Origin of the sequence: Caballeronia sp. LZ043 (assembly GCF_031451075.1) — a bacterium.
Lineage (GTDB): Bacteria > Pseudomonadota > Gammaproteobacteria > Burkholderiales > Burkholderiaceae > Caballeronia.
On record NZ_JARUXT010000002.1, the window covers coordinates 991701 to 1015402 of the forward strand.

At 61.0% G+C, this 23702-nt stretch carries 25 protein-coding genes and 4 pseudogenes; 18 read left to right on the plus strand and 11 right to left on the minus strand.

Going from position 1 to position 23702, the window contains the following annotated elements; translation table 11 throughout:
• Window positions 1-33 precede the first annotated feature (33 nt).
• Window positions 34-546 (minus strand): hypothetical protein, encoded by a 513-nt coding sequence (locus QCE64_RS18060; RefSeq protein ID WP_310005225.1) that lies wholly within the window; start codon window positions 544-546, stop codon window positions 34-36.
• Here QCE64_RS18060 and QCE64_RS18065 point away from each other — a divergent pair.
• Entirely contained in the window at window positions 545-1108 is a 564-nt protein-coding gene (locus QCE64_RS18065) for a low affinity iron permease family protein (RefSeq protein WP_404987388.1), read from the plus strand. The two genes, QCE64_RS18060 and QCE64_RS18065, sit on opposite strands and share 2 nt — an antisense overlap.
• Before the next feature lie 156 nt (window positions 1109-1264).
• Window positions 1265-2497 carry a phosphatidylserine decarboxylase family protein gene (locus QCE64_RS18070; protein WP_310005227.1) on the plus strand — a complete coding sequence of 411 codons (1233 nt, stop codon included), beginning with the start codon at window positions 1265-1267 and terminating at the stop codon, window positions 2495-2497.
• Between the two features lie 228 nt (window positions 2498-2725).
• Here QCE64_RS18070 and QCE64_RS18075 read toward each other — a convergent pair whose 3' ends face one another.
• The 4 genes and pseudogenes from QCE64_RS18075 to QCE64_RS18090 all read right to left on the minus strand — a co-directional run bounded on the left by QCE64_RS18075 (window position 2726) and on the right by QCE64_RS18090 (window position 4694).
• Entirely contained in the window at window positions 2726-3235 is a 510-nt protein-coding gene (locus QCE64_RS18075; RefSeq protein WP_310005229.1) for a YetF domain-containing protein, read from the minus strand.
• Window positions 3236-3459: 224 nt separating this feature from the next.
• Window positions 3460-3908 (minus strand): annotated as a pseudogene (locus QCE64_RS18080) (manganese catalase family protein); the annotation flags it as partial.
• A gap of 245 nt (window positions 3909-4153) precedes the next feature.
• Entirely contained in the window at window positions 4154-4363 is a 210-nt protein-coding gene (locus tag QCE64_RS18085) for a DUF892 family protein (RefSeq protein ID WP_310005231.1), read from the minus strand.
• Window positions 4338-4694, minus strand: a complete 357-nt coding sequence (locus QCE64_RS18090; protein WP_310005233.1) for a hypothetical protein — start codon at window positions 4692-4694, stop codon at window positions 4338-4340. Before QCE64_RS18090 ends, QCE64_RS18085 begins: the two co-directional genes overlap by 26 nt.
• A 252-nt stretch (window positions 4695-4946) precedes the next feature.
• Here QCE64_RS18090 and QCE64_RS18095 point away from each other — a divergent pair, with 252 nt between their 5' ends.
• From QCE64_RS18095 to QCE64_RS37950, 4 genes are all read left to right on the plus strand, one after another.
• Window positions 4947-5441: a DUF892 family protein gene (locus QCE64_RS18095; protein ID WP_310005235.1), complete on the plus strand. Its 495-nt coding sequence runs from the start codon at window positions 4947-4949 to the stop codon at window positions 5439-5441.
• Window positions 5442-5718: 277 nt separating this feature from the next.
• On the plus strand, window positions 5719-6243 hold the full coding sequence (locus tag QCE64_RS18100; protein ID WP_310005237.1) for a nicotinamide-nucleotide amidohydrolase family protein: 525 nt from the start codon (window positions 5719-5721) through the stop codon (window positions 6241-6243).
• A complete protein-coding gene (nadE, locus tag QCE64_RS18105; RefSeq protein ID WP_310005239.1) occupies window positions 6236-7081 on the plus strand; it encodes an ammonia-dependent NAD(+) synthetase in 846 nt (281 codons plus the stop codon). Before QCE64_RS18100 ends, nadE begins: the two co-directional genes overlap by 8 nt.
• A gap of 86 nt (window positions 7082-7167) precedes the next feature.
• Window positions 7168-7362: a response regulator gene (locus QCE64_RS37950; protein ID WP_404987389.1), complete on the plus strand. Its 195-nt coding sequence runs from the start codon at window positions 7168-7170 to the stop codon at window positions 7360-7362.
• A 180-nt stretch (window positions 7363-7542) separates the two neighbouring features.
• On the opposite strand, the gene QCE64_RS18110 is transcribed toward QCE64_RS37950, so the two are convergent.
• Window positions 7543-8670: an IS110 family transposase gene (locus QCE64_RS18110; RefSeq protein WP_310005242.1), complete on the minus strand. Its 1128-nt coding sequence runs from the start codon at window positions 8668-8670 to the stop codon at window positions 7543-7545.
• A gap of 1140 nt (window positions 8671-9810) precedes the next feature.
• Between QCE64_RS18110 and QCE64_RS18115 the strand changes: the two genes are divergently transcribed.
• The 4 genes from QCE64_RS18115 to QCE64_RS18130 all read left to right on the plus strand — a co-directional run bounded on the left by QCE64_RS18115 (window position 9811) and on the right by QCE64_RS18130 (window position 13003).
• A complete protein-coding gene (locus tag QCE64_RS18115) occupies window positions 9811-10071 on the plus strand; it encodes a hypothetical protein (protein ID WP_310005244.1) in 261 nt (86 codons plus the stop codon).
• A 942-nt stretch (window positions 10072-11013) separates the two neighbouring features.
• Window positions 11014-11514 (plus strand): DUF4142 domain-containing protein, encoded by a 501-nt coding sequence (locus tag QCE64_RS18120; RefSeq protein WP_404987409.1) that lies wholly within the window; start codon window positions 11014-11016, stop codon window positions 11512-11514.
• 465 nt (window positions 11515-11979) lie between these two features.
• On the plus strand, window positions 11980-12489 hold the full coding sequence (locus tag QCE64_RS18125) for an MBL fold metallo-hydrolase (RefSeq protein ID WP_310005247.1): 510 nt from the start codon (window positions 11980-11982) through the stop codon (window positions 12487-12489).
• Window positions 12490-12619: 130 nt separating this feature from the next.
• Window positions 12620-13003: a hypothetical protein gene (locus QCE64_RS18130; RefSeq protein WP_310005250.1), complete on the plus strand. Its 384-nt coding sequence runs from the start codon at window positions 12620-12622 to the stop codon at window positions 13001-13003.
• A 30-nt stretch (window positions 13004-13033) separates the two neighbouring features.
• On the opposite strand, the gene QCE64_RS18135 is transcribed toward QCE64_RS18130, so the two are convergent.
• Together QCE64_RS18135 and QCE64_RS18140 are read right to left on the minus strand one after the other, a co-directional pair.
• Window positions 13034-13228, minus strand: a complete 195-nt coding sequence (locus QCE64_RS18135; RefSeq protein WP_310005252.1) for a DUF2934 domain-containing protein — start codon at window positions 13226-13228, stop codon at window positions 13034-13036.
• Between the two features lie 507 nt (window positions 13229-13735).
• Window positions 13736-14612 (minus strand): annotated as a pseudogene (locus tag QCE64_RS18140) (manganese catalase family protein).
• Between the two features lie 334 nt (window positions 14613-14946).
• Between QCE64_RS18140 and QCE64_RS18145 the strand changes: the two are divergent.
• Both QCE64_RS18145 and QCE64_RS18150 read left to right on the plus strand, forming a co-directional pair.
• A pseudogene (locus QCE64_RS18145) lies at window positions 14947-15826 on the plus strand (YihY/virulence factor BrkB family protein); the annotation flags it as partial.
• A 203-nt stretch (window positions 15827-16029) separates the two neighbouring features.
• On the plus strand, window positions 16030-16905 hold the full coding sequence (locus QCE64_RS18150) for an MBL fold metallo-hydrolase (protein WP_310005254.1): 876 nt from the start codon (window positions 16030-16032) through the stop codon (window positions 16903-16905).
• A gap of 49 nt (window positions 16906-16954) precedes the next feature.
• On the opposite strand, the gene QCE64_RS18155 is transcribed toward QCE64_RS18150, so the two are convergent.
• A complete protein-coding gene (locus tag QCE64_RS18155) occupies window positions 16955-17167 on the minus strand; it encodes a hypothetical protein (RefSeq protein ID WP_310005256.1) in 213 nt (70 codons plus the stop codon).
• Between the two features lie 95 nt (window positions 17168-17262).
• Window positions 17263-17658, minus strand: coding sequence for a hypothetical protein (locus tag QCE64_RS18160; protein ID WP_310005259.1), 396 nt, complete (start codon window positions 17656-17658; stop codon window positions 17263-17265).
• A 126-nt stretch (window positions 17659-17784) separates the two neighbouring features.
• Here QCE64_RS18160 and QCE64_RS18165 point away from each other — a divergent pair, with 126 nt between their 5' ends.
• The 4 genes from QCE64_RS18165 to QCE64_RS18180 all read left to right on the plus strand — a co-directional run bounded on the left by QCE64_RS18165 (window position 17785) and on the right by QCE64_RS18180 (window position 20932).
• Entirely contained in the window at window positions 17785-18261 is a 477-nt protein-coding gene (locus tag QCE64_RS18165) for a GNAT family N-acetyltransferase (protein WP_310005261.1), read from the plus strand.
• 142 nt (window positions 18262-18403) lie between these two features.
• Window positions 18404-18775, plus strand: coding sequence for a glycine zipper domain-containing protein (locus QCE64_RS18170; RefSeq protein WP_310005263.1), 372 nt, complete (start codon window positions 18404-18406; stop codon window positions 18773-18775).
• 84 nt (window positions 18776-18859) lie between these two features.
• The gene (locus QCE64_RS18175) at window positions 18860-19903 is read left to right on the plus strand and encodes an SDR family oxidoreductase (protein WP_310005266.1); all 1044 of its coding nucleotides are present in this window, start codon (window positions 18860-18862) and stop codon (window positions 19901-19903) included.
• 126 nt (window positions 19904-20029) lie between these two features.
• Complete coding sequence (locus QCE64_RS18180) at window positions 20030-20932, plus strand: DUF72 domain-containing protein (RefSeq protein ID WP_310005268.1); 903 nt, start codon at window positions 20030-20032, stop codon at window positions 20930-20932.
• A gap of 22 nt (window positions 20933-20954) precedes the next feature.
• Here the strand turns inward: QCE64_RS18180 and phoU are convergent.
• Window positions 20955-21661, minus strand: a pseudogene (gene phoU, locus QCE64_RS18185) (phosphate signaling complex protein PhoU).
• A 305-nt stretch (window positions 21662-21966) separates the two neighbouring features.
• Between phoU and QCE64_RS18190 the strand changes: the two are divergent.
• Together QCE64_RS18190 and QCE64_RS18195 are read left to right on the plus strand one after the other, a co-directional pair.
• On the plus strand, window positions 21967-23112 hold the full coding sequence (locus QCE64_RS18190; protein WP_310005270.1) for an L-dopachrome tautomerase-related protein: 1146 nt from the start codon (window positions 21967-21969) through the stop codon (window positions 23110-23112).
• A 243-nt stretch (window positions 23113-23355) separates the two neighbouring features.
• Window positions 23356-23592 (plus strand): hypothetical protein, encoded by a 237-nt coding sequence (locus QCE64_RS18195; protein ID WP_310005272.1) that lies wholly within the window; start codon window positions 23356-23358, stop codon window positions 23590-23592.
• Window positions 23593-23702: the final 110 nt, after the last annotated feature.

Genomic DNA, 23702 nt, shown 5'->3' on the forward strand with positions numbered 1-23702 from the left:
TCGTCGGTGTGCCAGGCGTATGGGTTCTGCAAATCATCTTGACCGCCTGGTATTGACGCAAGGTTGCGCGAGTGACCTCACAAAGGTCGCCGCCGGCCCCGGTTCGATGAGCACGGCGGCGTTTCTCGCGTCGAGCGCCGCGATTGTCATCGGCTTACTGTGTGCGGTGCGCGCGACACGCGGGTTTGTTCTCGCGAACATCCGGCAGATACCGGACGATGCGGAAGAAGGCAACGATGCCGCCGGGATTGTGCCGTCCGGGAAAGTAAGTCGCTCGAGGCGCCAACGTTCGGCTGCTCTGTGCAGCGCGATCATTGGCGGGAGTTGCGCCATTGGCCTGCTTTTCACTGTTCTTGCGAAGGTCTTTCGCGGATCGTGTGGCTTTTGACAACACGCAAAGCGAGATGTGAAAGCAACGTGCCGCGGCGGCGCAACGTTAAGCCAGTGCTTATCCATTCCATCCGGTCGAATGCCGATCAGGGCCGTATGTTCTTCGAAAGCTGAAACTGCTAGATTCTCTTTATTCGCCATTCCTGCATCAAACATGAACGAGAATGATCCTTTCCCCGACGCCGCGCCCATGGACACCGTCCCATCGACGTCCAGCCCGGGCTATGCGAAGGCGCATCCCGTCACGCGCGCATTCGATGCCTTCGCGAGCGCTGTCACGCGCTGGGCCGGATCGCCCGTCGCCTTCGGGCTCGCGGTCATCGCGATCGTCGTGTGGCTCGTGTCAGGTCCAATTTTCAAGTTTTCCGATGGCTGGCAGCTCGTCATCAACACGGGCACGACGATCATCACATTCTTGATGGTGTTTCTCATCCAGCAGAGCGCGAACAAGGACAGCGTCGCGCTTCATTTAAAACTGAACGAACTGCTCGCCTCGAACAAGCGAGCGAGCAACCAGTTGATCGGCATCGAAGACGCGACCGAAGACGAGTTGCGCAAGCTTGCCGCTGCTTATCTGCAGCTTGCGGAGGAGCGCGATCGCGATGGCCAGCAGCCGACGCGTGACGAGGGGGCAGCGGCGGAAATTGCGCGTCGTCTCGCGAAGGCGCAGGCGAGAAAAACGACGTTGCACGTGAGCGAACCCGGCAATGCCAAATAGGCGCGACGGGCGCCGCCTTACTCCGCCAAGACACGGCGCGGCGGGCAGCGCGGCCGGATTGTCATGGACACATCGGCCAACGGATGACGCGGTAGCAGCAGCGGGGGAATATAACCTGCTTCACATCCTGCATCGAACCGACCGATCGGAGAAGACATGGCGACTGACGAACGCCGCCGCCTCGGCGAGTGGCTTCCGTGCGAAGAGAAAGTAATCGCCCGCTTCCGCGAAACCTTCGCGGACCACGCTCGCCAGCGCGCGACGACGACGAAGATGAACAGCGTAGTCGAAGAATTCGCGGCATTTATCCGCGACGATCCCGTCGTGCGCATGGACTTTACGCGTGCGATCCGGCAGGCGCGCGAAGCAGGTTATACCCTCGGTTACTCCGGCATCGACGAGTTCATCGTCCTGCTCGATGCGATGCTGACTTATGCGCCGCCTTTCAGCGAATCGAGCCTGATTCATTGTCCACTGAACGCGTTGCTCGATTGGCCGATGGTCATGCCATCGGGCTACGCGCTCTTTCGCGATCCGGCGTTCAATGCGCATTTGAAGAAAGTACTGAACGTGTGGTCCGGGTTCCTGAGCGGACCGTATTCACGCATGCATTTGACGACGGCCTCGCCGAACGGCTGGTTCAGCAAGGAAGCGGATGCGAAGATCGGGCTGGATCAGTTTCTGTGCGATCCGCATAAGCCTTATTGGGGATTCTCGTCGTGGAATCATTTCTTCACGCGCGAATTCAAAGCCGGTGCGCGTCCCGTCGCATGCCCTGACGATAATACGACCGTCGTCCGCGCGTGCGAAGCGTCGCCGTATAACGTCCAGTACGACGTGCAGCTTCAAGATTCGTTCTGGATCAAGTCGCAGCCCTATTCGCTGCTCGAAATGTTCACCGCGAAAGAAGCAGCGCTCGCGGGCCGCTTCGTCGGTGGGACGGTGTATCAGGCCTATCTCAGCGCGTTCTTCTATCACCGCTGGCACGCGCCCGTGAGTGGAACGATCACGAATGCGTATCTCGTCGACGGCGCCTATTACTCGGACGCCGATTCGGAGGGCGAAGACCCGAGCGGTCTCAACGATTCGCAAGGCTATATCACTGCCGTCGCGGCGCGCGCGGTGATCGTCATCGATTGCGATGATCCGGACATCGGTGAAGTCGCGTGCGTGTTCGTCGGCATGGCGGAAGTCTCGTCATGCATGATCGAGGCGCTGCCCGGCCAGCGTGTGTGCAAGGGTGAAGAGCTTGGCTACTTCCAGTACGGCGGCTCAACGTACTGCCTGATCTTCAGGCCGGGCGTCATCGAAAGCTTCGAGCGCCGTCCGCCCTATGACGACTATGCCTCGCCGGTGCAGGTCAATGCGCATCTCTGCACGGCGCGCTGAATGTCAAGAAAGCGGTACGCGTGGATATTCCCTGCCAGGTGATGCACGGCGATCTATCGCGTCGCTGATTTCATCGCCGGTGATTCAGTGCAGGCGTGATGTGTTATCGCCCGCGTCCTTCGCGCCGTCGAAAAGCTGTTCGATGCGTTCGAGAAAGCGAAGAAGGACGTATTCTTCCGTGGCAAACGCGGCGTTCGTTCTTGCAAAGTCGCGCTGCCGCTCGTCGAGTCATCCATCAACCGGCGCATTCTTAGGCTTTTTAATGAGACTCACTTGCCCATTGCGCTCAAGAATGGCTGCCTTCACTTCTTCCAGCCCGGTTACGTGCAGTTCCTGTCTGGCGGTCTCGAACACATCCTCTTTTGTGATCAGAGCGGCTGACATCTGCTTGTCGTTGAACCGGCCATCCTTGAAAACTTCTCTTTCCGCGCCGACCATGATTCTCTCCAGCTTGGTCGAGTGAACGCACGCCCAGGCGAGGACGCGGTGCAGCAGAACGATCACGAGCGATGCGACGGCCGTCGGTATGGCGGGCGATGCGCCCACGATGACGCGGCTAAGCGTTGCGCCCAGCAATATCGCGACGACGTAGTCGAAGGGCGAACGCTGTCCGAACGAACGCCGGCCTGCGATGCGGATAAAGATCAGCGCGCCGAGGAAGACCGCGATAGCGCGTGCCGCCATCTGCACGGAGTTGAGGTCTCGCCCCTCACCGAAGAGAATAAGTATCAGGCTCATGGTTTCCTCCGATTCCAATCGGCAATGCTCGGCCGCTGATTCTCGCGGACGCCGGGCAACCCATAAGAGGCTGCTCAACCGAGATAGCCGGGAAGCAGCGCTCCACGAACGCTTCCTTCGACATCTCGCCGATGCGAAGGCCGTCTCCGGCGAAACGCGTGTTCGCGCGCGCTTCGCAGGCGGGCCGACGCTCGGCACGGCGCTCAATGCATTCGAGACGCTCAAGCGGCGATATTTGAGCGCAAATCGGCTGTGGGCTCGCCGATCGTATCGATGTAGGCCGCGGTCCAGGGCACGCCAGCGGAGTTGGTCAGCGATGGACCGCCGCCATACAGCAGCGATGTGATATGAGAGTCGTTCCCCGCCCCGGTCAGCGAGCGGTAAAGCTCTGCTTCTTGTTGGACGCCTTCTGCAAGTCCGCCTTTTGCACCCTTAATCAGCATTGCGACGACCGAATCGATCACCTCGAGGTGGCTCAATTCCTCCGTTGCAATGTCAAAGAGGAGGTCTTTGCGGCCTGGGTCATCTTCCGCCACCGCCTGGGTGAAGTAACGACACGCGGCAGCCAATTCGCCTTGCGGCCCGCCAAACTGCTCAAGCAACAGGTTAGCGAGGCCGGGGTTCGGCGCAGCCACGCGCACTGTGTTTGCAGGCGCTTGTTATGAACGAACATGTCAACGGCTCCTTTTGTTGAGGCGTGCGCAGGCCATCGCGGCACCGCGTACGCAATGAAGACAAGGGGCAAACTCGGAGCGACCGGGAGGAGCGCGTTGGCGTCACTTTCGGTCTGTCTGCTTCGAGTCTCAGCGCTACGGATGCGCGCTGGCGTGATGCGGCACCGCCGCTAGGAATAGACGCTTCGCGGATGGAAGCGCGGTTGGCTTAAAGTGAGCAACGCCTATGCCACTTGGTCGTCGCTCACTTCTTCGCCTTAACGCCCGAGGTGGCGCGCAGGAGATAGCCCACCGAGATCGCTTGAACTTGCTCGATCAGCCATCTGGCCATCGCTTGTTCCTGCGGCAAAATGAGCTCACACACTGTTTTGGTCAGCGCGTGGCCGCAGCGGACGGCCGCCGCAATGAGCGACGTGCAGGAGACGCGATTATAGGTTTCGAAGACGTATTTCATGCGACTTCGCGTCAGCGTCAACCGTGTTGTCGGTCAACTCCATGCCTGCGTTGCCTGTCCCAATGATCCGCCGGCTCGCACGCTCGATTGAATCCGTCGATCCATTGCCGTTCGCACGGCGCTCGATCGTCGACAGCACAGTGGGGCCGCCTTTTACACCGGGCTTGGCGGAACCGGCATTGCTGACGCTTCCGAACTCTCGGGCTTGGGTTTGTGCATTCGGCGCGACGCTCCAGTTGGCAGCTTCGGCATGCGTCCACGTATATCGAGCAGGACCAGACGACAAAAATAAATGCGCTTCAGGACCGTCAGAACAGTAGACGAATGGCATTAGGCCGCTCATTGCTCACTAGCACTGAGCGCGCGTGGCATTCGTCTGGCGATATATGGTCAAGACCTCGAGGGCACGCTATTTCATGAATGGAGCATGGCGGGGCATTCGTGTCAGCGGGAATCTTGCTCGACCGGTCGGTAGGTCGACGTGCCCGGGGCGTGTTCCAGCCGAAAGGAACGAAGCTGTACTCGCGGCATAGCTTTTGCGCGCAGCTATGCCTCTACTCGTCACCTCTTATGGAGAAACGCCATGCCCGTCGCAACCCTAAACGATCTTTTTATTCACGGACTTTCGGATATCTATAGTGCGGAAAAACAACTGACCAAGGCATTGCCCCGACTGGCCCGGGCCGCAACCAATCCCGGATTATCGGCAGCGTTCAAGACTCACTTGGAGGAGACGCAAGGACAAGTGGAGCGTATCGTTCAAGTAGTCGAAAGCACTGGGGTCAAGCTTAAGCGTATCAAGTGTGTCGCCATGGAGGGACTCGTCGAAGAGGGCCAAGAGCAGATCGAGGAAATCGAGAAAGGCCCGATTCTGGATGCGGCGTTGATCGCGGCGGCTCAGAAAGTCGAGCACTACGAAATCGCTGCGTATGGGACGTTGGCGACGCTTGCGAAAAAGCTTGATTACACCGACGGTATGAAGCTCTTACTGGAGACGTTGGAAGAGGAAAAGGCAACGGACGAAAAGCTGACCATGTTGGCCAAGCAAGAGTTGTCGAAGGAGGAGGTGGGCAAATAATGCGCTACGGCCACGGGCGATGAGCCGCGGATTAAAAGATGCGAAACCGTGGTGCCCTAGTTGCTCGCGACATTGCTGCGAGCCGTCGGCCTACTTTTGGCTGAGTTTATTGCTTTGGCGCGGCAGCGCGAGGTTGTTGCCCGTGGTTCTAAGAGACGAAGAGCCTCCCATGACCGCTACGCCGCTGGAGGACGCAGGTCATGCCGCCGATCGGCGCGGCGTGCGGCGAGCACCGGCGTCTGCCGGCTCATGGCTGTGACGGGAATAGGAGACGGATATGGACCTACCGCAGCAAGTGGTTTCCTTCCTTACCTCAAGGGGTCTAAAGTTGGCGACGGCCGAGTCCTGCACCGCAGGGTTCATCGCATCCTTAATATCGTCCGTTCCCGGCAGCGGTAGCTGCCTCGACGTGGGCTTCGTTACCTATTCGCCCTCTGGCAAAGCCGGTTTTCTGGGGGTACGAAAGGAAACAATGGAGCTTTACGGCCTGACGAGCGAGGCCGTTGCACGCGAGATGAGCGAGGGCGCGCTGCAGCAGGAGGCATGTTGCGCAGATGTCGCGGTCTCCAACACGGGCGTCGCCGACGCCGCACCGGGCGGTGGACCGCCTGCAGGCACTCAGTGCTTTGCGTGGTCCTTTCGTGCACCCGCCGGACACGTCGTGACCTTCAGCGAAACGAAAAAATTCGAAGGGAATCGAAACGAGGTGCGACACGCCGCAGCGCACTACGCGATCTCACGTATCGAACATTACTTCGACCAACAATGGTCTCGTAATCACGGAGGGAAGAGCGATGAGTAACGATCCGAACGATTGGCGAGCTTGGCAGCAGCAGATCATCGACGAACTTGGCGTCAGCGCGCATTTCGACGTGGACATCGAGCGCGAGCGGCGAATCGGCTTCTTGTGCGATTACCTCCTCTCACAGGGTCTTCGAACCCTTGTCCTCGGGATCAGCGGAGGCGTTGACTCCTCGGCGGCAGGGCGCCTTGCTCAGTTGAGCGTCGAGCGTCTGCGGGCGCGCAGGTACGAGGCGCATTTTGTCGCGATAAGATTGCCTTATGGGACGCAGCGCGACGAGGACGATGCGCGTCTCGCGCTGGAATTCGTGGGGCCGGACGAGACTTTCGAGGTCAACATGAAAGGGGCATCCGACGAAATGCTCACGGCCCTTGAGCGCGCCGGCGCGCAGTACACAGGTGATTTTCAAAAGGACTTCGTGCTGGGCAACATCAAAGCGCGCGAGCGCATGATCGCGCAGTACGCGATCGCGGGGGCGCGTGTGGGGGTCGTGGTCGGCACAGACCACGCTGCGGAGTCGCTGATGGGGTTCTTCACCAAGTACGGTGATGGCGGCGCCGACGTTCTGCCACTCTCCGGCTTAACCAAGCGACGGGTGCGCGCGCTAGCGCGCTCCATGGGGGCGACGGAGCGGCTCGTCATGAAGGTGCCCACTGCCGACCTGGAGACGCTCACCCCGCAGCGGCCCGATGAAGACAGTTACGGAATCAGCTACGAAAACATCGACGATTTCCTCGAGGGCAAAGAAGTCAGTGAAGAGGTGCTGACAACAATACACCGCTTCTATACAGCGACCCGTCACAAGCGCTCACTTCCCGTCGAGGTCAGTCGACGCTGACCGCGCGGCTAATCCCGGGTGCTTCCACTCGTTCGGTGAAAGGGAAAACGCAACGGTCTGCGATAAGCGACAGGGAGGGACGTGCCATGGCGTCCATCCTACTGGTCAATGATGACATGGAGTGGCTGGGTTCTCTCGCTGTTGCGATTGCGGCGGAAGGTCATACTGTCCGAACCGCAACCGACAGCGAACACGCTCTGTTGCTCGCGAAATCTGCGCCGCCTGACGTTGTGGTAACCGACTGTGCTATGCCCGGCCTAGATGGCGTAGGACTGATATGACTTCCCGTGTCAATCGGGATTGGTTCTCGGTTTTTGTGCATCTGAGTTTCCCGAGGGCGACGTAGCAGTACGTCTCGACGGTGGGTCACACTGATATCCGCGGGTTGGTTACCGCATTACTGTGGTCCGCCCTCGCCGCCTTCAGGAAACTCTCGGTGTTCTCGATAAGGTATCGTGGTGTCAAGGTCTAGCATCCATCGGTATGGCGGGGGACATCGCCAGTCTGCTGATGTCCCAAATGAACCCCGCGAGCTCTCGCGCCACGGCAACCACGCCGATGTTTACATTCTTGCCGCGCGCTGCGAACTTGCGATATCGCCGACACAGTGGCAGTTGAGCATCCCATGCACGGTCAATGATCGGTCTCGGGATTCCTTCATGGCGGCGTTGGATGTCCGGGCTCGCCCGAGCGGGGTATCTGTAACTCCACGCAGCCTCTACGAGCAGCTTTCTTGCATAGCTGTTTCCGTTTTTTGTAATGCTGCCTTGACGACGGCGATCTCCTGAAGAGTGTTCGGAGGGCGTCACGCCGAGCCAAGCCATCAGCTGGCGAGGATGCTCGAATCGCGACAGGTCGCCGAGTTCGGCGAGCATGCCTACGGCTGTGGTGAACTGGATCCCCCGCATTGCCTGCAGTCCCAGTACGGCCGGATAGAAGCGCCAGTTGACCACAGCCTCGCGTAGCGCCGCCTCAAGGCGGTCGCATTGCCCGAGCCTGTCTTCGATTGTACGGCGGCACTCGTCAAAGGCAAGTTGTTGCCGGTGGTTTGGGAACGCAAAGGTGCTGATCCACGTTCGATGTGCCGGTCCCCAGTTTGCACTGCCGGTGTAACGGATACCATGAGAGAGTAGAAAGGATTTGAGCCGCTGGCGCGCGTGTTTGAGATCCGCTTTGGCGGCGGCCCATGCGCGGGCCAAGTCCCGGAATGCTTCATCTTCGACACCAGGTACGTAGACTGGCGAGAGATCATCTGCGCGCAACGAGCGCACGAGTTTGATCGCGTCTCGGCGGTCGGTTTTGACCCGCTCGCCCGGTTTCTTGGGAATCAGCGACGGGGCACATACCATGCAGTCGAACCCCTTCTGCGCCAATTGCCGGTAAAGGCCGTAGCCGCACGGCCCCGCTTCGTAGACGATGCGAACGTGCGTCGCCTTGGACTGCATGCGCTGGCAAAGGCGATCGATGTCTGTTTTCGAGGTGCCGATTTTGCCCAGCAATTCGACCTCGCCTATGTCGACAGCGTAGGCTGTCGTGATCGATTCCTTGTGGACATCCAGACCGACGTACACCGTGCTATCGTGTCCCATGCTGGCCTCCGTGCTGGAAATCACCGGGTGTCGCCCTCGTGCACACCATGCGGCTCTGGCAGCAATGCTAACCCGCGCCCGATTTAGCACGGCGGGCCAGCCATTACCTCACAGAAGTCATACTGCCTAATCTGTTCAATGCTTCCGGACCCGAAGCTTGCGCAAATCCCTGTGATTCTCATCTCCGATACCTGCGGCGCCCAAGCCTACCTTGTGCCTGTTTTATGGGCAAGCCTTTCTCAGTGCTCGCCCTACTTCGTCAGCTGAAACTAGTCGAACGACGCCGACGTGGAATTAGTCGCTCAGTGCTAAGGCGAGCGGCGAGCCACTTCTCGCGTGTCCGATAGACGGCTCTGAACTGCTTTCATCAAATGGAGCCGACGCGGCGGAGGCATTAAAAAGAAAAGCCTCCTTATCAGGACCGGGGTACTGCCCTTCTGCTTGAGCTTCGAAAGTTGGCGGGGCGGTTGCGCCGCCGTCCACGGGAGAGCGATTTTTGTTATATAGGCTCGAATGCCGGCTTCGCTCCGCTGCTTATGGGCCTATGGGAACGTCGCGGCCGTTGTTACAAAAGGGCTAGCCCATTATTCCCGGCATCGCAGGCCTCCGGTCATTCAATATCGACTCGACCGTCGCCTCGGGAGCAGGAGCGTGCGGCTCCCGACGGCGGGCAGGTGTCCGGTCAGCAAGCTGCTCGTTTCCGTCGGCGTGCTGCCTTGGGGCGGCGCTTGCATTGCTTTAGTGACTTCACGGCGACGTGTCGCAAGGGCGCGCCACCGCACGAGGCGGTCTCACTTGAGGCCATGTATTTGGGGCGAGCCTATAGCCGGGGGCCAACGTAATGCAAGCTGTCAACGTTGCGGAGACCGGGGTTGACATCGGTTGGGATTTCGCACGATTTGGCCGCGTATTGGACGCCTCATCCAGCGAACAAAGTGTACTCGCCGGATACCGTGCCGGACGTGAGCACTTTCGCGTTCCGCAACACCTTCCCGATCGCTTCGTCTCGAAGTGGTTGCAACTTCGACTGAACGCGTTTCGTCGCCGCCGAATTCTCGACCCCGAAGTCACACCTGCGCATCTAAGAAGGATCGACTTGCGACGTGTCCGATCACATTGATCGCCATGACGCATGCTGCCTTGTCCGAAAGCGACTGGTCGGTGGACAGGATCAGTAACGATGGAGCGTACGCGCCGGGAAACCTGATGGTGATGTGCGTCAAGGCAAATCGAGCCAAGGGAGCCAAGGGCTATCGAGATGTCATCCAGTTGGCGTCGGGAAGCATGCAGGGCGCAGGGTTCGGTCCTTCAAAGCGTGAGTGGGCACGCCTGGCCTGCGTGATGGTCGGCGCGGCGAACTTGACCGGCGCCGGTCCAACGCTCCTTCCGCTTCTGACCTGAATCCCAGAGGATTCCCGGGTGCCTCTGTACTTCGTTTTCCAGCAGATGCTCTTGATTTCGGCGTGTCTAGCGCTGAGCGGAACCGGGTGATGAAGGCTCTATGCCGACTGCATCCATCGAGCGAGCGTTCCCTTGTTTTGAGATGCGCAGTGGAAGGGCTCGCGGTGAAGTTGAGAACTATCGCTTACGCCTACGACGCATTATCTGACGAAGGCGTCCTGCGCCCAATGAGACTCTGGTTTGTCACTCTGCCGGCAGCCAGCATACCCGGATTACTGCAGCTGTGTTCTCAGTTTGGCGCCGAGCGTTGCGAAACTGCGCCCCCGGATGCATGGGCGCTGGAAATGAGCGGTCGCTTTTAGCAGGTTTCGGATCGTCCACGGCGACCCGCGGCTCCTAACGGGATAATTGGCACTTCACGCGCATGTTCGGGTAGCGCGAAGCGAAGTGCCACGCGTCCGCCGGGCGCGTGCGGCGCGGTCAGGAGACGCTCCAAGACGGCGGAACATCTATGAGCTATGGCAGTGTTGTGCATCCACGTGAGATTGAAGGTGAGTGACGGCGGGCGATTTGAGAAGTTAATGGCCGGAAAGGCTGCTTATGACGAGCCAGTTCGACCGATGATGGACGAGAGTCTGCGGTACTTAGGATACTGACGGGGGCAATGATCCATAGGAACGCAGGGCTAGAAATGCCCCATCCCGATTACAAGACGGCGACGGGGTCGTGGGCACAGCCTTTCCGCCGCACGACCGGGAGCCGACGAACCGCCCGCAAAATCGGACGACGGGTCGAAGGCTCGGCGGTAGGGGTAAGCCGCGGAAGCCGCTGTAGCCGGCACGGTATCGCAATTGCTAAAGAACCGGCGCTATTGGCTCATTTATCACGGAGATTATCATGAAGGCAACCTCGGCTTTAGCCACCGTATTCAGCGCTGTGCTGATGAGCGGTGCGCCCCTCAGCGTTTTCGCACAGACGCAGGCGGCGAGCACAACCCAGGCTAACGAGCTACCCGCGGTCGACAAGGCTTTCGTTCAGGCCGCGACGGAATCGAGCTCCACGGAGATCGACACAGCGAAGCTTGCGACCAAGCAGTCGCAGGACAAGGACGTCAAAAGCTTCGCCCATCACATGATGGTCGACCACACGAAGTTGACCGTGCAGTTGAAGATGGCGGCTCCGCACGGCATCGAAGTGCCGAAGGATAACTCTGACACGTCGGTCATCGATGCGCTCAAGCCGCTCAAGGGCCGGGCGTTCGACAGGATGTACATCCAGAAGGTCGGAGTTGAAGGGCATCAAAAGGCGGTGGCGGCATTCCAAAAGGAGGCGCAGGAAGGTCAGAACGCCGACCTCAAAAAGACCGCACAGAAGGCGCTGCCGACGATCCAAGAACATCTGAAGATGGCGCAGGACCTCGCTGCCAAAAAGGGCGTGCAGTGATTGTTGCAACCAGCGGCTCAGGTGTGAAAGCTCGATAATTGAAGAAACGCAGACGTGCGTGCTGCACGCGCGTCTACATCTACGCTTATCGCGCATCATTTACGGCTGACGCTGACCGCCCTGATGCAAGGTTCTGTTGATTCCTTTGCTGCTGGCCTTGCGCCGTGCCTTGATCGTTCCTTGGCTTCGTGGGATTGGCATTTCCCTGCTTCGCGGATGGCTTTGAATTTATCCTTGATAGTTCAATGCGATACAGCTTGCGCATGTGCTGTACTCGGTTTTGGAACGGTTGGAAGGCAGCGTTGCGCTGTTCCGAACTAGCCACGGGAACGGGGAGGGCTTGCAAGCTACAAATCGGCCGCTTAGCGGTGGGCGAGACATTTCCGGCATTGAGGAGTCGAACCTTGGTCCTCGACGGGTCGCGTTCCACTGCTCAACCTCAGCATCGAACTCCATAGGGACACCATGAAGGATGAAGGGAACCGATCACTGCTTCCACGGTACGCTTTGATTGGCGGCGCGCTCGCTGCCTCAATCGGCGTGGCAGAACACCCGGTCTTTCCGCCACGGGAAAATGCGAATGACCTCATCAAGCCGAACGAGTGGCCCACGATCACCGCACCGGAAAGCCCCATCTTTGGCGAAAACCTCTTCGACGGCCGCACGCCAAGCCTTCTCCGCCGAGGCGAACTCACGTGTCATTGTCTGCTGGTCGAATCCGACGAGGGACTCTTGTTGATCGATACGGGCTTCGGACTGCGCGATGTCGCCGATCCGCGCCGTCGCCTGTCGGCATTCTTTCGAGTGATGCTGAAGCCCAGATTCCGCGAAGAGATGACCGCGATACGTCAGATCGAGAGGCTGGGCTTATCCGCTGACGAGGTGCGGCACATCGTGCTTATCCATCTGGATTTCGATCAGGCGGGCGGCCTCGATGACTTTCCGCACGCGAAAGTGCATATGCTTCGCGCTTGAGCACGACTACGCGGTCCAGCAGCGAACGTGGCTCGATTGACAGCGCTTCCGGCCGCAACAGTGGTCGACACAGCGAAAATGGGAATTCCGTGACACTACCGGCGGTGGCCGATGGCATGAATTTGAATGCGTGACGCCTCTATCGCTGTCGATGGGCGATATCGCGTTGGTTCCGCTTGGCGGCCACACTTTCGGTCATGCCGGCATCGCGGTGCGCAAGGCTAGCGGCTGGCTAATGCTGGCAACAGACGCGTATTTCTTTCACACGGAAATCGATGTCGAACGTCCACGCTGTACGCCAGGACTGGCTTTATACCAATGGATGATGGACAAAGATCGCGTAGCGCGTCGATGGAACCCGGCGAGGCTTCGCGGGCTTTGTGCCGGTGACGACTGGTCCGAACGAGTGGACTTGTTCTGCAGTCGTGAACCGATCGACAGCGAGCGTATTGCCGGACGCTCGGCGGGCGGTCCCGCCGAGGCAATCAAGCAGCCAGCGCGCTCCCGGGTATAAGTGGGCCGGTGGATGAGCCTGCCCGCAGTTTCAACCAGATCGGTCGCCGATTTCTCCGCCGGGGCGCGCGATTTCGGATAGGCCATCGCCCATGCCCGGTTCGCTCGCCAGTTGGCGTTGCGCCATGACCCAGAAATCGCCAGAGCGGCCTTCTGGACCGCCAGCTTCTTCCCAAAGGCGATAAGCGAGTGCACGGATCTGCTCTTCTGTGGGCGGGGTATCCATTCTCTCCTCCTTTGAAAACCTTGTTGATGGTCTGGGCTCTTACGTGGGACGGACAGATATCAACGTGAAGCAAGCAGTCCCACGACTATGCCATGAGTGCGGACATCGTGTTGGCCTTCAGGAATTTTCATGCACGAAGTCGTCGGTCATTCGGTGGCGACCCCGTACTTTTTTGCTCTGCACCGCAAACTGAATGTGCGGGAATCAGGAAGCGTCGTTCCGCTGTGGCTCGCGCGCCATAGACTCCCGACACTGGCGATATTCTCGGGATCGTGTGATTTGCGTCGGTCCGTCGATCTCGGCGCGCGTCGCACACGTTCTCATCACGGGCGTTCCTCATGCCGGAACAGTTCGTCGCGGGTAGGGGCTTTATGGCGAGCAACGGCATTGTTGCGCAAGGGCCGACGCTCTTGGGTTCGCCACTCGGCCGATCCGAGGTGAGTACGCGAACGACCTCGGCCCGGCGTGGACAGGCGCCGCCCCGAAGCTCGGCGGCGCCGACCGGTGTTACACCTCGTTGGCCCTTCCAGCGCCCAGATCGGCGCCGGTCGTCGGCGCGGCCGATGGATCCGAGGCCGTGCGCGATGCCATCGCTTGCAGCACCTCGACGTCCTGTTCAGTCACACTCGCGGTAGCCGTTCCGTCACCCCCGTCGACGGCCGGTTGCGGATCTTCGACAAACTTCCAGTCGCCGCCCTCGTTCCATGGCCCGCGCACATCGTCACCCTTCGACATGTTGAAGTAGACGCTCGTGAACTCGGGCTCGCCAGGCAACTTGCCTTTGGGGGAAGTTCGGCTGGATCGAGTGAAGCGCTTTTTCGAAGGATTTCTGATGGGCGATTTCGCGCGTCATCAGAAAGCCGAGCGCTCCCTTGATGCCCGCATCGTCAGTCACGTTGATGAGACGTTCGTAGACGATCTTCGCGCGCGCCTCCGCCGCGATGTTGGAACGCAGGTCGGCCGTCGGCTCGCCGATGGTGTCGATATAGGCAGCACTCCAGGGCACGCCTGCCGAGTTCGTGAGCGCCGGGCCGCCACCATAGAGCAGGGCGGTTGTGTGCGAATCATTGCCGCCACCGGTGAGCGATCGATACAACTCGGCTTCCGACTCCACCGCTTCCGCGAGCTGGCCCTTTGCGCCCTTGTTCAGCATGGCGACGATCGAGCCGATCACTTCGAGATGGCTGAGTTCCTCGGTCGCGATGTCGAACAACAGGTCCTTGCGGCCCGGATCGTCTTCGCCGACGGCTTGTGTGAAGTATCGACATGCTGCCGCCAGTTCACCCTGCGGGCCGCCGAACTGCTCGAGCAGCAGATTGGCGACGCCGGGGTTGGGCGCGCTCACGCGAACGGTGTATTGCAGACGCTTGTTATGCACGAACATTTGGGCGACTCCTTTTGGGCGCACGAAACCCTTCACGGACTCGGCGCGAATCACAAAGGTTGAACGGTTTTGCTCGCAACGACCAAGAGGACATCGAAAGCGTCGCTTACGGTCATGCTGCTGCGAGCCTCGGCGCGAAGAAAGCGCGCCGGCGTATCGCGGGGAAGCCGCGTCGTGATAGGAACGGCCGTTGTGCGGATCGAATCCGCGACACCGGCCTGAATGCGACTCAGTAACGCGTATGCCATGCGAGGCGGCTGTTTCCGGCGGGGGCATCTTCGATGCTCGATGCGTGGCGCATGGACCACCGGAGACAGCCATGAACGTCAGATAGCTGAGGGGCCGGGCCTTCGCATGGCCCGCGCGGACATTCAAACGTTTCGGCGCCGATCGCGCCGCGCCGATGGCCGCGAGCATTGCGTTTAATTCCGCGTTTGCGCTCGTACTGACGCTCGTCATGGTGATTGCCGTCGCCGGGCTCGTGTTCGGCGCGGAGGCCGCTCGCGGACAGCTTTTTGCTCAGATCAAGGCATGCTCGGAAAGGATGCGGCCGCGAGCGTGCAGGCGATCGTCGAGCATGCGCACCGCAGCCGCGGAAACGGCCTTGCCGCGGCGATGTCGTTCGTACTGCTGGCCGTAAGCGCGTCGGCGACGTTCTCGTCGTTGAACACGGCGCTGTCGATCATCTGGCCGAAGCGCGGCAAGGAAGCATCGGGCGTCGCAACGCTCGTCAAGGTGCGGCTGATTTCGTTCGGCCTTGTCATGGGCGTCGCGTTTCTGCTGATCGTGTCGCTCGTGCTGGACACAGCTGTGCAGCACCGGGCAAATGGCTATTCGGAGATTCGCCGCTCGTTATCATCGGCGATATCGTGCGGTTCGTGCTCGGTCGCGTGATCCTTTCGTGCGCGTTTGCCGCGCTGTTGAAGTATCTTCCGGACGGTCACGTGCCGTGGCGCGATGCGCTCGTGGGCGGGCTCATTTCAGCAGTGCTGTTTTCCGTCGGAAAGAAGCTCTTTGCGTTGTATCTGACGCACGCCGGGACCGCGAGCGCGTTCGGCGCGGCCGGCTCGCTCGCCGTGTTGCTGATGTAGCTGTATTTCGCCGCCGCTGTCATGCTGCTCGGCGCGGAAGCCGCTGCAACGCGAGTCGAAGCGCGTGAAGGCGAGGCGCGCGAAGGCGACGGGCAAGCGTCTCGAGAGGAGCGTGGGCCTCGTATCACGCAGGCGAGCGCGCCAGCGAACACACGTGCGCCGGTCACGCCGGGTGCTGCACACGTGAACGTGTCCACGGCTACGGTGCTGTCCGATAAGCATGTTCGGTCCGGCGGCACGCCGGTGTTCGCGAAGATGCTCGATGCGGTGAGGGCGAATGCGAGCCGCTTTGCGAATGCAGCGGCGGGCGTTCCCTGGACATAGGCATGCGCGTTCATCATCTCAATTGCATCTCTAGCTGTCCGCTCGGCGGCAAGCTCTTCGACGGACGCACGGCCAGCCTGCTGCGACGCGGTGAGCTGTCGTGCCATTGCCTGCTCATCGAAACAAATGACGGCCTCATGCTGGCCGACACGGGCTTCGGTCTGCGCGATGTCGCCGATCCGCGCAGCCGCCTGAGCGCGTTCTTCCTGTTGATGTTGAAGCCCGAGTTCCGCGTGGAGATGACGGCGGCGCGGCAGATCGAGCGGCTCGGATTTTCGGCGGCGGACGTGCGTCACATTCTGCTGAGCCATCTCGACTTCGATCATGCCGGCGGTCTCGATGACTTTCCGCACACGCACGTCCACATGCTGCAAATCGAGCGGGACTACGCGCTGCGGCAGAAGACCTGGCTGGACCGCCAGCGCTTCCGGCCGCAGCAGTGGTCGACGCAGGCCAACTGGCTCGTGCATCACAGCGGCGGCGACCACTGGTACGGATTCGAATGCGTGCGCCCCCTCACGCGCTGCGCTGACGAGATCGCGCTCGTTCCCTTGTGCGGCCACACGTTCGGTCATGCGGGTATCGCCGTTCGGGCGAATGAGGGTTGGTTTCTGCTGGCGGCGGACGCGTACTTCTATCACACTGAAATGGATACCGCACGACCTCGCTGCACGCCCGGCCTTGCGTTCTATCAGTGGATGATGGACAAGAACGGCGCAGCGCGGCGGCACAATCAGGCGCGACTCCGGGCGCTGTGCAATGAAGACGCTGCGCGCGACGTGCGGGTCTTCTGCAGTCACGACCCGATCGAGTTCGAGCGCATGGCGGGACGCTCGCCGAGCATTCCCGCCGAAGCCCTGCTGTCGCGACTCGCGTGAATGTGCGCGCCGTCGTTTCTCAGACTTCTCGCCTTGCTTTGTAGCCGCGTTACTGGCTGGCGCCCGAAGGCGCATCGCTCGCCGCCGTCGCGGGGAAACTGGCGGCAGCCGGCGCGGATGTGACCGACGCGGGCGCGGCAGCCGATGTGTCGCCGGCCGCGCTTCTCGCGCCGGTGTGATCGCGGTTGCAGCCAGCGACGAGGCAAAGCGCTGCCGACATTGCGGCGATCAGCAAGGCTTTCAACGTGATGGACGACTTCATGGTGCGCTCCTTGTTTTGCTCGTTGTTGTGCTCTTTGTGGCGTTCCGGTCGATGAGAAGTGGCAAGCAAGCTTGACGCAACTGCGATTCTCCGGCTCAGTCCGGCGACTTGTTGCGGTCGCGCCCGCTTTGCGTGCCCGGTGGTGTGCCCGGCTTGTCGTCGGGCCGGGCATCGGACGCGCGGTCTTCATTCGGTCCACGTGGCGCGGGTTCAGCCGGATTCGCCGGAATGTTCTCCGTGTGACCGGGCACCGGCTGTTGCTCAATGTGCTCCGGCTGCGCCGACGACGAGGGCTTCGGCTTGGGATCGGGCTCGGCCTTCGTGTCGGTGCCGACCTTGCCGGTGCTTCGATGGGTCGTTGCGCCGGTTTCATCGAGAAGATCATCGAGGCCGTCGCCTTTGCCCTCGGTCGAGGGGTCGGGCGGTGTGGACATCAGGGAGAAGTGCGCAGGCACGGCGGACGTACCTTGAACATCGAATGTGTTGGTCATGGCGATTCAAGCGTCGAGTGAGTCGTGCGGGAAATTCAGCAAACTCCGTTCCGAGGATCAGCGCGCTCTGTAGGTCCCCGACTTGCTGAGCGAGTGAAAACGCATGCAAACAACAGGGAGTGGCGAATGACTCAGTCATCCATTGCGATAACCGTGCGGCGTGAAGATCCGGCCTCGACCGACGGACAAGTCTTGCTCGATGAACTCAGCGCCATGCTGGCGCTATTCTCGGGCGACGGCGGGCAGTCGAGGTTCGATATCGACGAGTTCCGATCGGCGAACGGCATGTTCTACGTCGCGGGAACGGCCCTAGGGGAACCCGTCGGTTGCGGCGCATTCCGGCATTTCGACGCGTCCGCGGCCGAACTCAAAAGAATCTATAGCCGGCAATGTGGGTCCGGGGTCCGCACTGCAATCATCCAGCAACTCGAGGCCGACGCCGCAGCGTGTGGCTACACGAGGCTCGTTCTGGAAACACGGGCGGTCAACAAGCGTGCGATCGACTTCCACCAGCGCAACGGTTACAGGCCGATGGAGCGATACGGCGCTTACATCGGTCAGCCGGATGCGCGCTGCTTCGAAAAAATGCTCGTCGATACCTGACGCTTGCTCGGCCAGTGCCGCATTGACGTCGACAATGGCCGGACTGCGAACGTCCGACGGCATGCGAATTGCGCGATCCGCGTCGATGCGCGGCGACCCGCGTTTCGCCGGCCTGATACCTTAAACACGCAAGGAGACGTTCATGGCTAACACGGTTCACGGTTCCGACCCGGCCTATTCCTTCATCACCGAAAGGGCCGAGACTGCTGATGAGTTCCCGACAAGCGCGACTCATGATTCTTCCCGCAAAAGCGGCGAGTCATTCGCAAGCGGCGGCGAGGGTGCTTTTCGCGCGGCGTCTCAGTCGTGGGACTCTGGCGATAACGCTTCATCGTCCGGCAGCGATATGCGCTCGACCGTCAAAGACACGCTTTCCAACGTCCGGGACGGAATGGCGGCTCGATACCGCGCGGCCTCCGAAACGACCGATGACTTCGTGCACGACAATCCGTGGAAAGCGATCGCGCTGGCCGCGGTCGCGGGTCTGGTCGTCGGGATGCTTGCATCGCGTTGAACTGCCGCGGTGGCGCCCGCCTGCGTGTGCTGAGGAACGCGTAATGCTTGAGCGCATGGATTCCTCTCACGCAGCGAGTGCACCATGCGAATCAGACTCAAACCTCTACACGAACAGGTCATCGTCATCACGGGCGCGACGAGTGGAATCGGGCTCGTCACCGCGCGCACCGCTGCCCGACGCGGCGCCAGGCTTATGCTCATATCGCGCGATGAAAAGGCGCTATCCGAGCTTGCCAGCGAGTTGTCGCGAGATCGAAGCTACAGTGTCTCGTACGCCGTCGCCGATGTCGGCGACCGCGCCCAGCTGCAGGTCGCGGCCGATAAGGCGATCTCGCGTTTCGGCGGCTTCGACACCTGGATCAACAATGCAGGCGTCTCGTTGTACGGCCGCTGCGTCGATGTACCACTGGAGGACCAGCGCAAGCTCTTCGATACGAATTACTGGGGCGTCGTCAACGGCTCGGTCGTCGCCGTGCAGCATTTGCGGGAACGGGGCGGCGCGCTTATCAATCTCGGAAGCGAGCTATCGGATGTCGCCATTCCGCTGCAAGGTGCCTACGTGGCATCGAAGCATGCCGTGAAGGGTTTCACCGATGCACTGCGCATCGAGCTCGCCGACGAGCGCGCACCGGTCTCGGTGACCCTCGTCAAGCCTGCGGGCATCGACACGCTTTTCGTCGAGCATGCGAAAAACTATCTCGATCACCAGCCGAAGCTGCCGCAGCCGGTGTATGCGCCCGATGTTGTCGCGCGAGCAATACTGCACGCGGCGGCTCATCCGCAGCGCGATGTCTACGCGGGTGGCGCGTCGCGCGGCATGGCGTGGTTCGGGCGCTCGGCGCCGCGCGTGTACGACGCGATGATGCGCCGGCTCGGCGTCAAGGCCCAGCTCACGAGCGAGCCCCGGCGCGACGGCGATGCGCTCCATGAGAGCGGCACAGGCCTGAGCGAACGGTCCGGACGGCACGGCCGGGTCCGCGAACGCAGCTTTTACACCGATGCGCATACCCATCCCATGAGCGCGCGTGCGGCGCTCATGGGAGTCGCGGGCGTGCTGCTGGTCGCGGCGGCGCGGCGCTATGTGCGCGAGACACAGGGACGCCGGTTGCCCCGCTTCCTGCGCTAAAAGCATGAGCGCCTCATGCAAGGAGGAAGCAGTCTCGATGGGCGATGCCTTTGATGTCCACGAAGGCTGCTGCGCAGCCTGCGCAAATACGCGTCCGCCGCGTGAAAATGCGTACGAGCGCGGGTCATGACGGGCCGCGTGCGCATCGGCATCTCGGGCCGGCCATATACGGGCTGGCGCGGCGTCTTCTATCCGCCCAAACTCCCGCAGGCGCGCGAACTCGAATTTGCGTCGGGCCGGATACAGAGCATTGAAATCAACGGCTCGCATTACTCCCTGCAACGCGCATCGAGTTGGCGTACATGGCATGACGCGACGCCAGACGACTTCGTTTTCAGCGTAAAGGGCCCTCGCTATCTCACCCACATGCTGCGCTTTCGCGACGAAACGGCCATCCCCGCGATGGCGAACTTCTTCGCCTCCGGCGTACTGGGCCTTGGCGAAAAGCTCGGCCCGTTTCTCTGGCAATTCCCGCCGAGCTTCGCCTTTCATGTGGACGACTTCGAGCGCTTCCTCGCGCTCTTGCCGGAGGATGCGGCCTGCGCCGCTGCGTTCGCTCAGCGGCACGACACGCGAGTAAAGGAGCCGTGGTTCGATGCGCCAAGGAAAAACCGGGTGTTGAGGCACGCCGTCGAGATTCGACATCCGAGCTTTCTTGACGAGACCTTCGTACGCTTGCTGCGCAAACACGGCGTTGCGCTGGTCGTATCGGACTCCACGGCTGGCTGGCCATACGCGGAAGATTTGACCTCCGATTTCGTGTACATGCGTCTGCACGGCACAGAAACGCTTTACGGCGGCGCGTATACCGACGAGGCACTCGACGCATGGGCGCATCGCATCGTGTGCTGGGCAAAGGGAACGCAGGCCGAGGATGCCCGGCTAATCACGGCGCACAAGCCGCGAAGCCGCGCATCGCGCGATGTATTCTGTTACTTCGACAACGATCAAAAAGTACAGGCGCCGTTCGATGCCAAGCGGCTGCGAGAACGTCTCCAGGAAGGGTCCTTCAGCGGCTCGTCGCGATAAAACAATCGTCGAGAAGGCGCCGTCAATTCGCCAAGGCCTCTCGTTCGAGTTCGTCCAGCGATATGTGACGCACGTCCCGGCCCTTGACCACGAACACGAGGAACTCAGCGATATTCTTGGCGTGATCTCCGATCCGCTCCAGAGCCTTGGCTATGAACAGGTATTCGAGCGCGACCGGGATGGTTCCGGGTGCTGCATGCATCTGCACGGCGAGGCTGCGGGAAAACGAGCGGAACACTGTGTCAATGGCTTTATCGTCGCGTACGATGCGCGCCGCATCGATGGTATCCATTCGTGCGAATGCGTCGAGCACCCGATGCAGGATGACGTGAGCCATCTCGCCCCATTTCTTCAGTTCGGCGACATGGAAGCTTGCCGTTTCACCACTTTCGGAAATGCGCCGCATCCGTTTGCACATCTTTCGCGCTTCATCGCCCATGCGTTCGAGGTTCGCCACGCATTTGGACATGGCCATCAGCAGCCTGAGGTCGCAGGCAGCGGGCTGTCGTCGGGCGATCACATGTTGTATTTCATCGTCGATCTCGATTTCACATGAGTTGAGAAGCCGCTCTCCGGCGCGAATTTCCAGCGCGAGCGCAGGGTCGTAGGCGTCCAGCAATCGCAGGCAGCGTTCGATCTGCATTTCGACAGACCGCCCATCTCCAGAAGATGGGTCGAGAGCGCATCGAGCGAGGCGTCAAAGGCGCGTGAGAGATGCTTGTCTGGCATGGCGATTACCTGTTTCACGCCCTCATGATCAGCGTGGAGCGGTGCGGCGCCGAGGGCGGACGTCGCGTTCGTCGTGTAGGCAATAACGGTATATACCGTTTCCTGGTAACTGCGCAAGTTAACAACCCCGCTGGCAAGGGCGTTTGCATCGCCAGGCAGCAAGGATTTGCTGCATGTTCGCCACGTTAGCGTTTCGGACAGCCATTACGCGTCACCAGGCAGGTCAATGAAAAGGAAAGCGGGATTTCAAACGATTTTGGCATCGCGATTGCTGTCATCGCGCAATGCCACCGTTGGAGCCGATCATGGTGCTCGTCTCGAAGCCGCTGTGCCGCTTTCTTTTTCTCACACTGAGCCTTGCCGCGTTCGCTCAAGCGGGCGTCGCGCAGGAGAGCGCGGACGCGCGCGGCAATCACGCCGGCGGCGGTCCGCAGCTTCAGCTCATCGCTACGTTCGAACATCAGGTTACGGGCGTGACGGTCACGCCGGATGGCCGTAAGTTCGTCAACTTCCCGCGCTGGACGGAAGACACGCCCATCTCCGTCGCGGAGCTCGGAGCGTCCGGCGATCTGCGTCCTTATCCCGATCCCGAATGGAATAGCTGGCGCAACGCGCGCCGCGATCAAGTCACGCCTCAGGATCATTGGGTATGTGTGCAGTCCGTCGTGGCGGACAAGCATGGAAACCTCTGGGTGATCGATCCCGGCGCGCCGGCGCAATCGCTCGTCGTGCCGGGCGCGCCGAAGCTCGTGCAGATCGATCTGGCGTCGAATCGCGTCGCGCATGTCTACGCGTTCGATGAAACCATCGCGCCGCAAGGAAGCTACCTCAACGACGTGCGTATCGGTCCGGACGGGCGTTTCGTCTACATCACCGATTCCGGCGTGCGCGGCGCGATCGTCGTGGTCGATACGGCCTCCGGAAGCGCGCGACGGGTGCTCGACGGCGATCCGAGCACGCAGGCCGACAAGACCGTCACCGTGAAGGTCGACGGCAAGCCGCTGCAACAGACGGACGGCAGGCACGTGAGCTTTTCGGCGGACGGCATCGCGCTGACGCCGGACGGACGCTATCTCTATTGGCAGGCGGTGAAGGGCAAGACGCTTTATCGCATCGCAACCGACGCGCTGCAGAACGCGCAACTGAGTCCGCAACAGGTCTCGGCGCGCGTGGAGGCGGTGGCTATCGATGGACCCGCGGACGGACTCTGGTTCGACGAGCATGGACGTCTCTATGTGTCGTCGGTCGAGCATCACGCGATTCGCGTGCGTGACGGCGAGCGCTTCGACACGCTGCTGCGGGACCGCAATCTCGTCTGGCCCGACACATTCTCGGAAGGCGCCGACGGCACGATCTATATTACCGATTCGCGCATCCCAGAGATGAGCTGGTTCGATCCGCACAGTCCTATCGCGTTGCCGACGCGGCTGTATGCGATTCGCAAACGTTAGAAAGAGGAAGGCAGCGTATGAAACAGCAATTCGACGATCGGATCGTTCGCGCCCTCTGTTCGGGTTCGGCAGCGGGGCTCGCAATGGCCTCGGCGGCATCGACCGGGGCGCTGCGCGCGGGGCATGCGTCGTACGCCGCGCTGAATGCCGTGACGCACTGCCTGTGGCCCGATGCATCGTCGCAGGAGACGCCGAGCATCAAGTACACGGCGCTCGGGGCGACGATTCATATGGGCAGCGCACTTGTTCTGGGGCGCTCTGTTCGAATCGCTGTGCGGACGACGGAGCCGTCCCGCAGGCATCGTGAGCGCTGCGGCGGCGACCGCGCTCATCGCTTATGTAGTCGATTACCACGTGGTTCCGAAACGCTTCACGCCGGGATTCGAAGCGCATGTGTCGACGCGTTCGCTGGCGATGGCTTATGTCGCGCTGGCTGCGGGGTTCGCCATAGCCGCGTTGGCGCGACGCGCGGTCCGCTGACGCGTCGCTACGCGCTGCCGCCGGGTATGCGAGAGAAGCTCACAAAAGACGAACGCACTCGCAGACCCGATTGGCCCGTCGGCCGCGAAGCGGGCCGGAGCTTGATATGG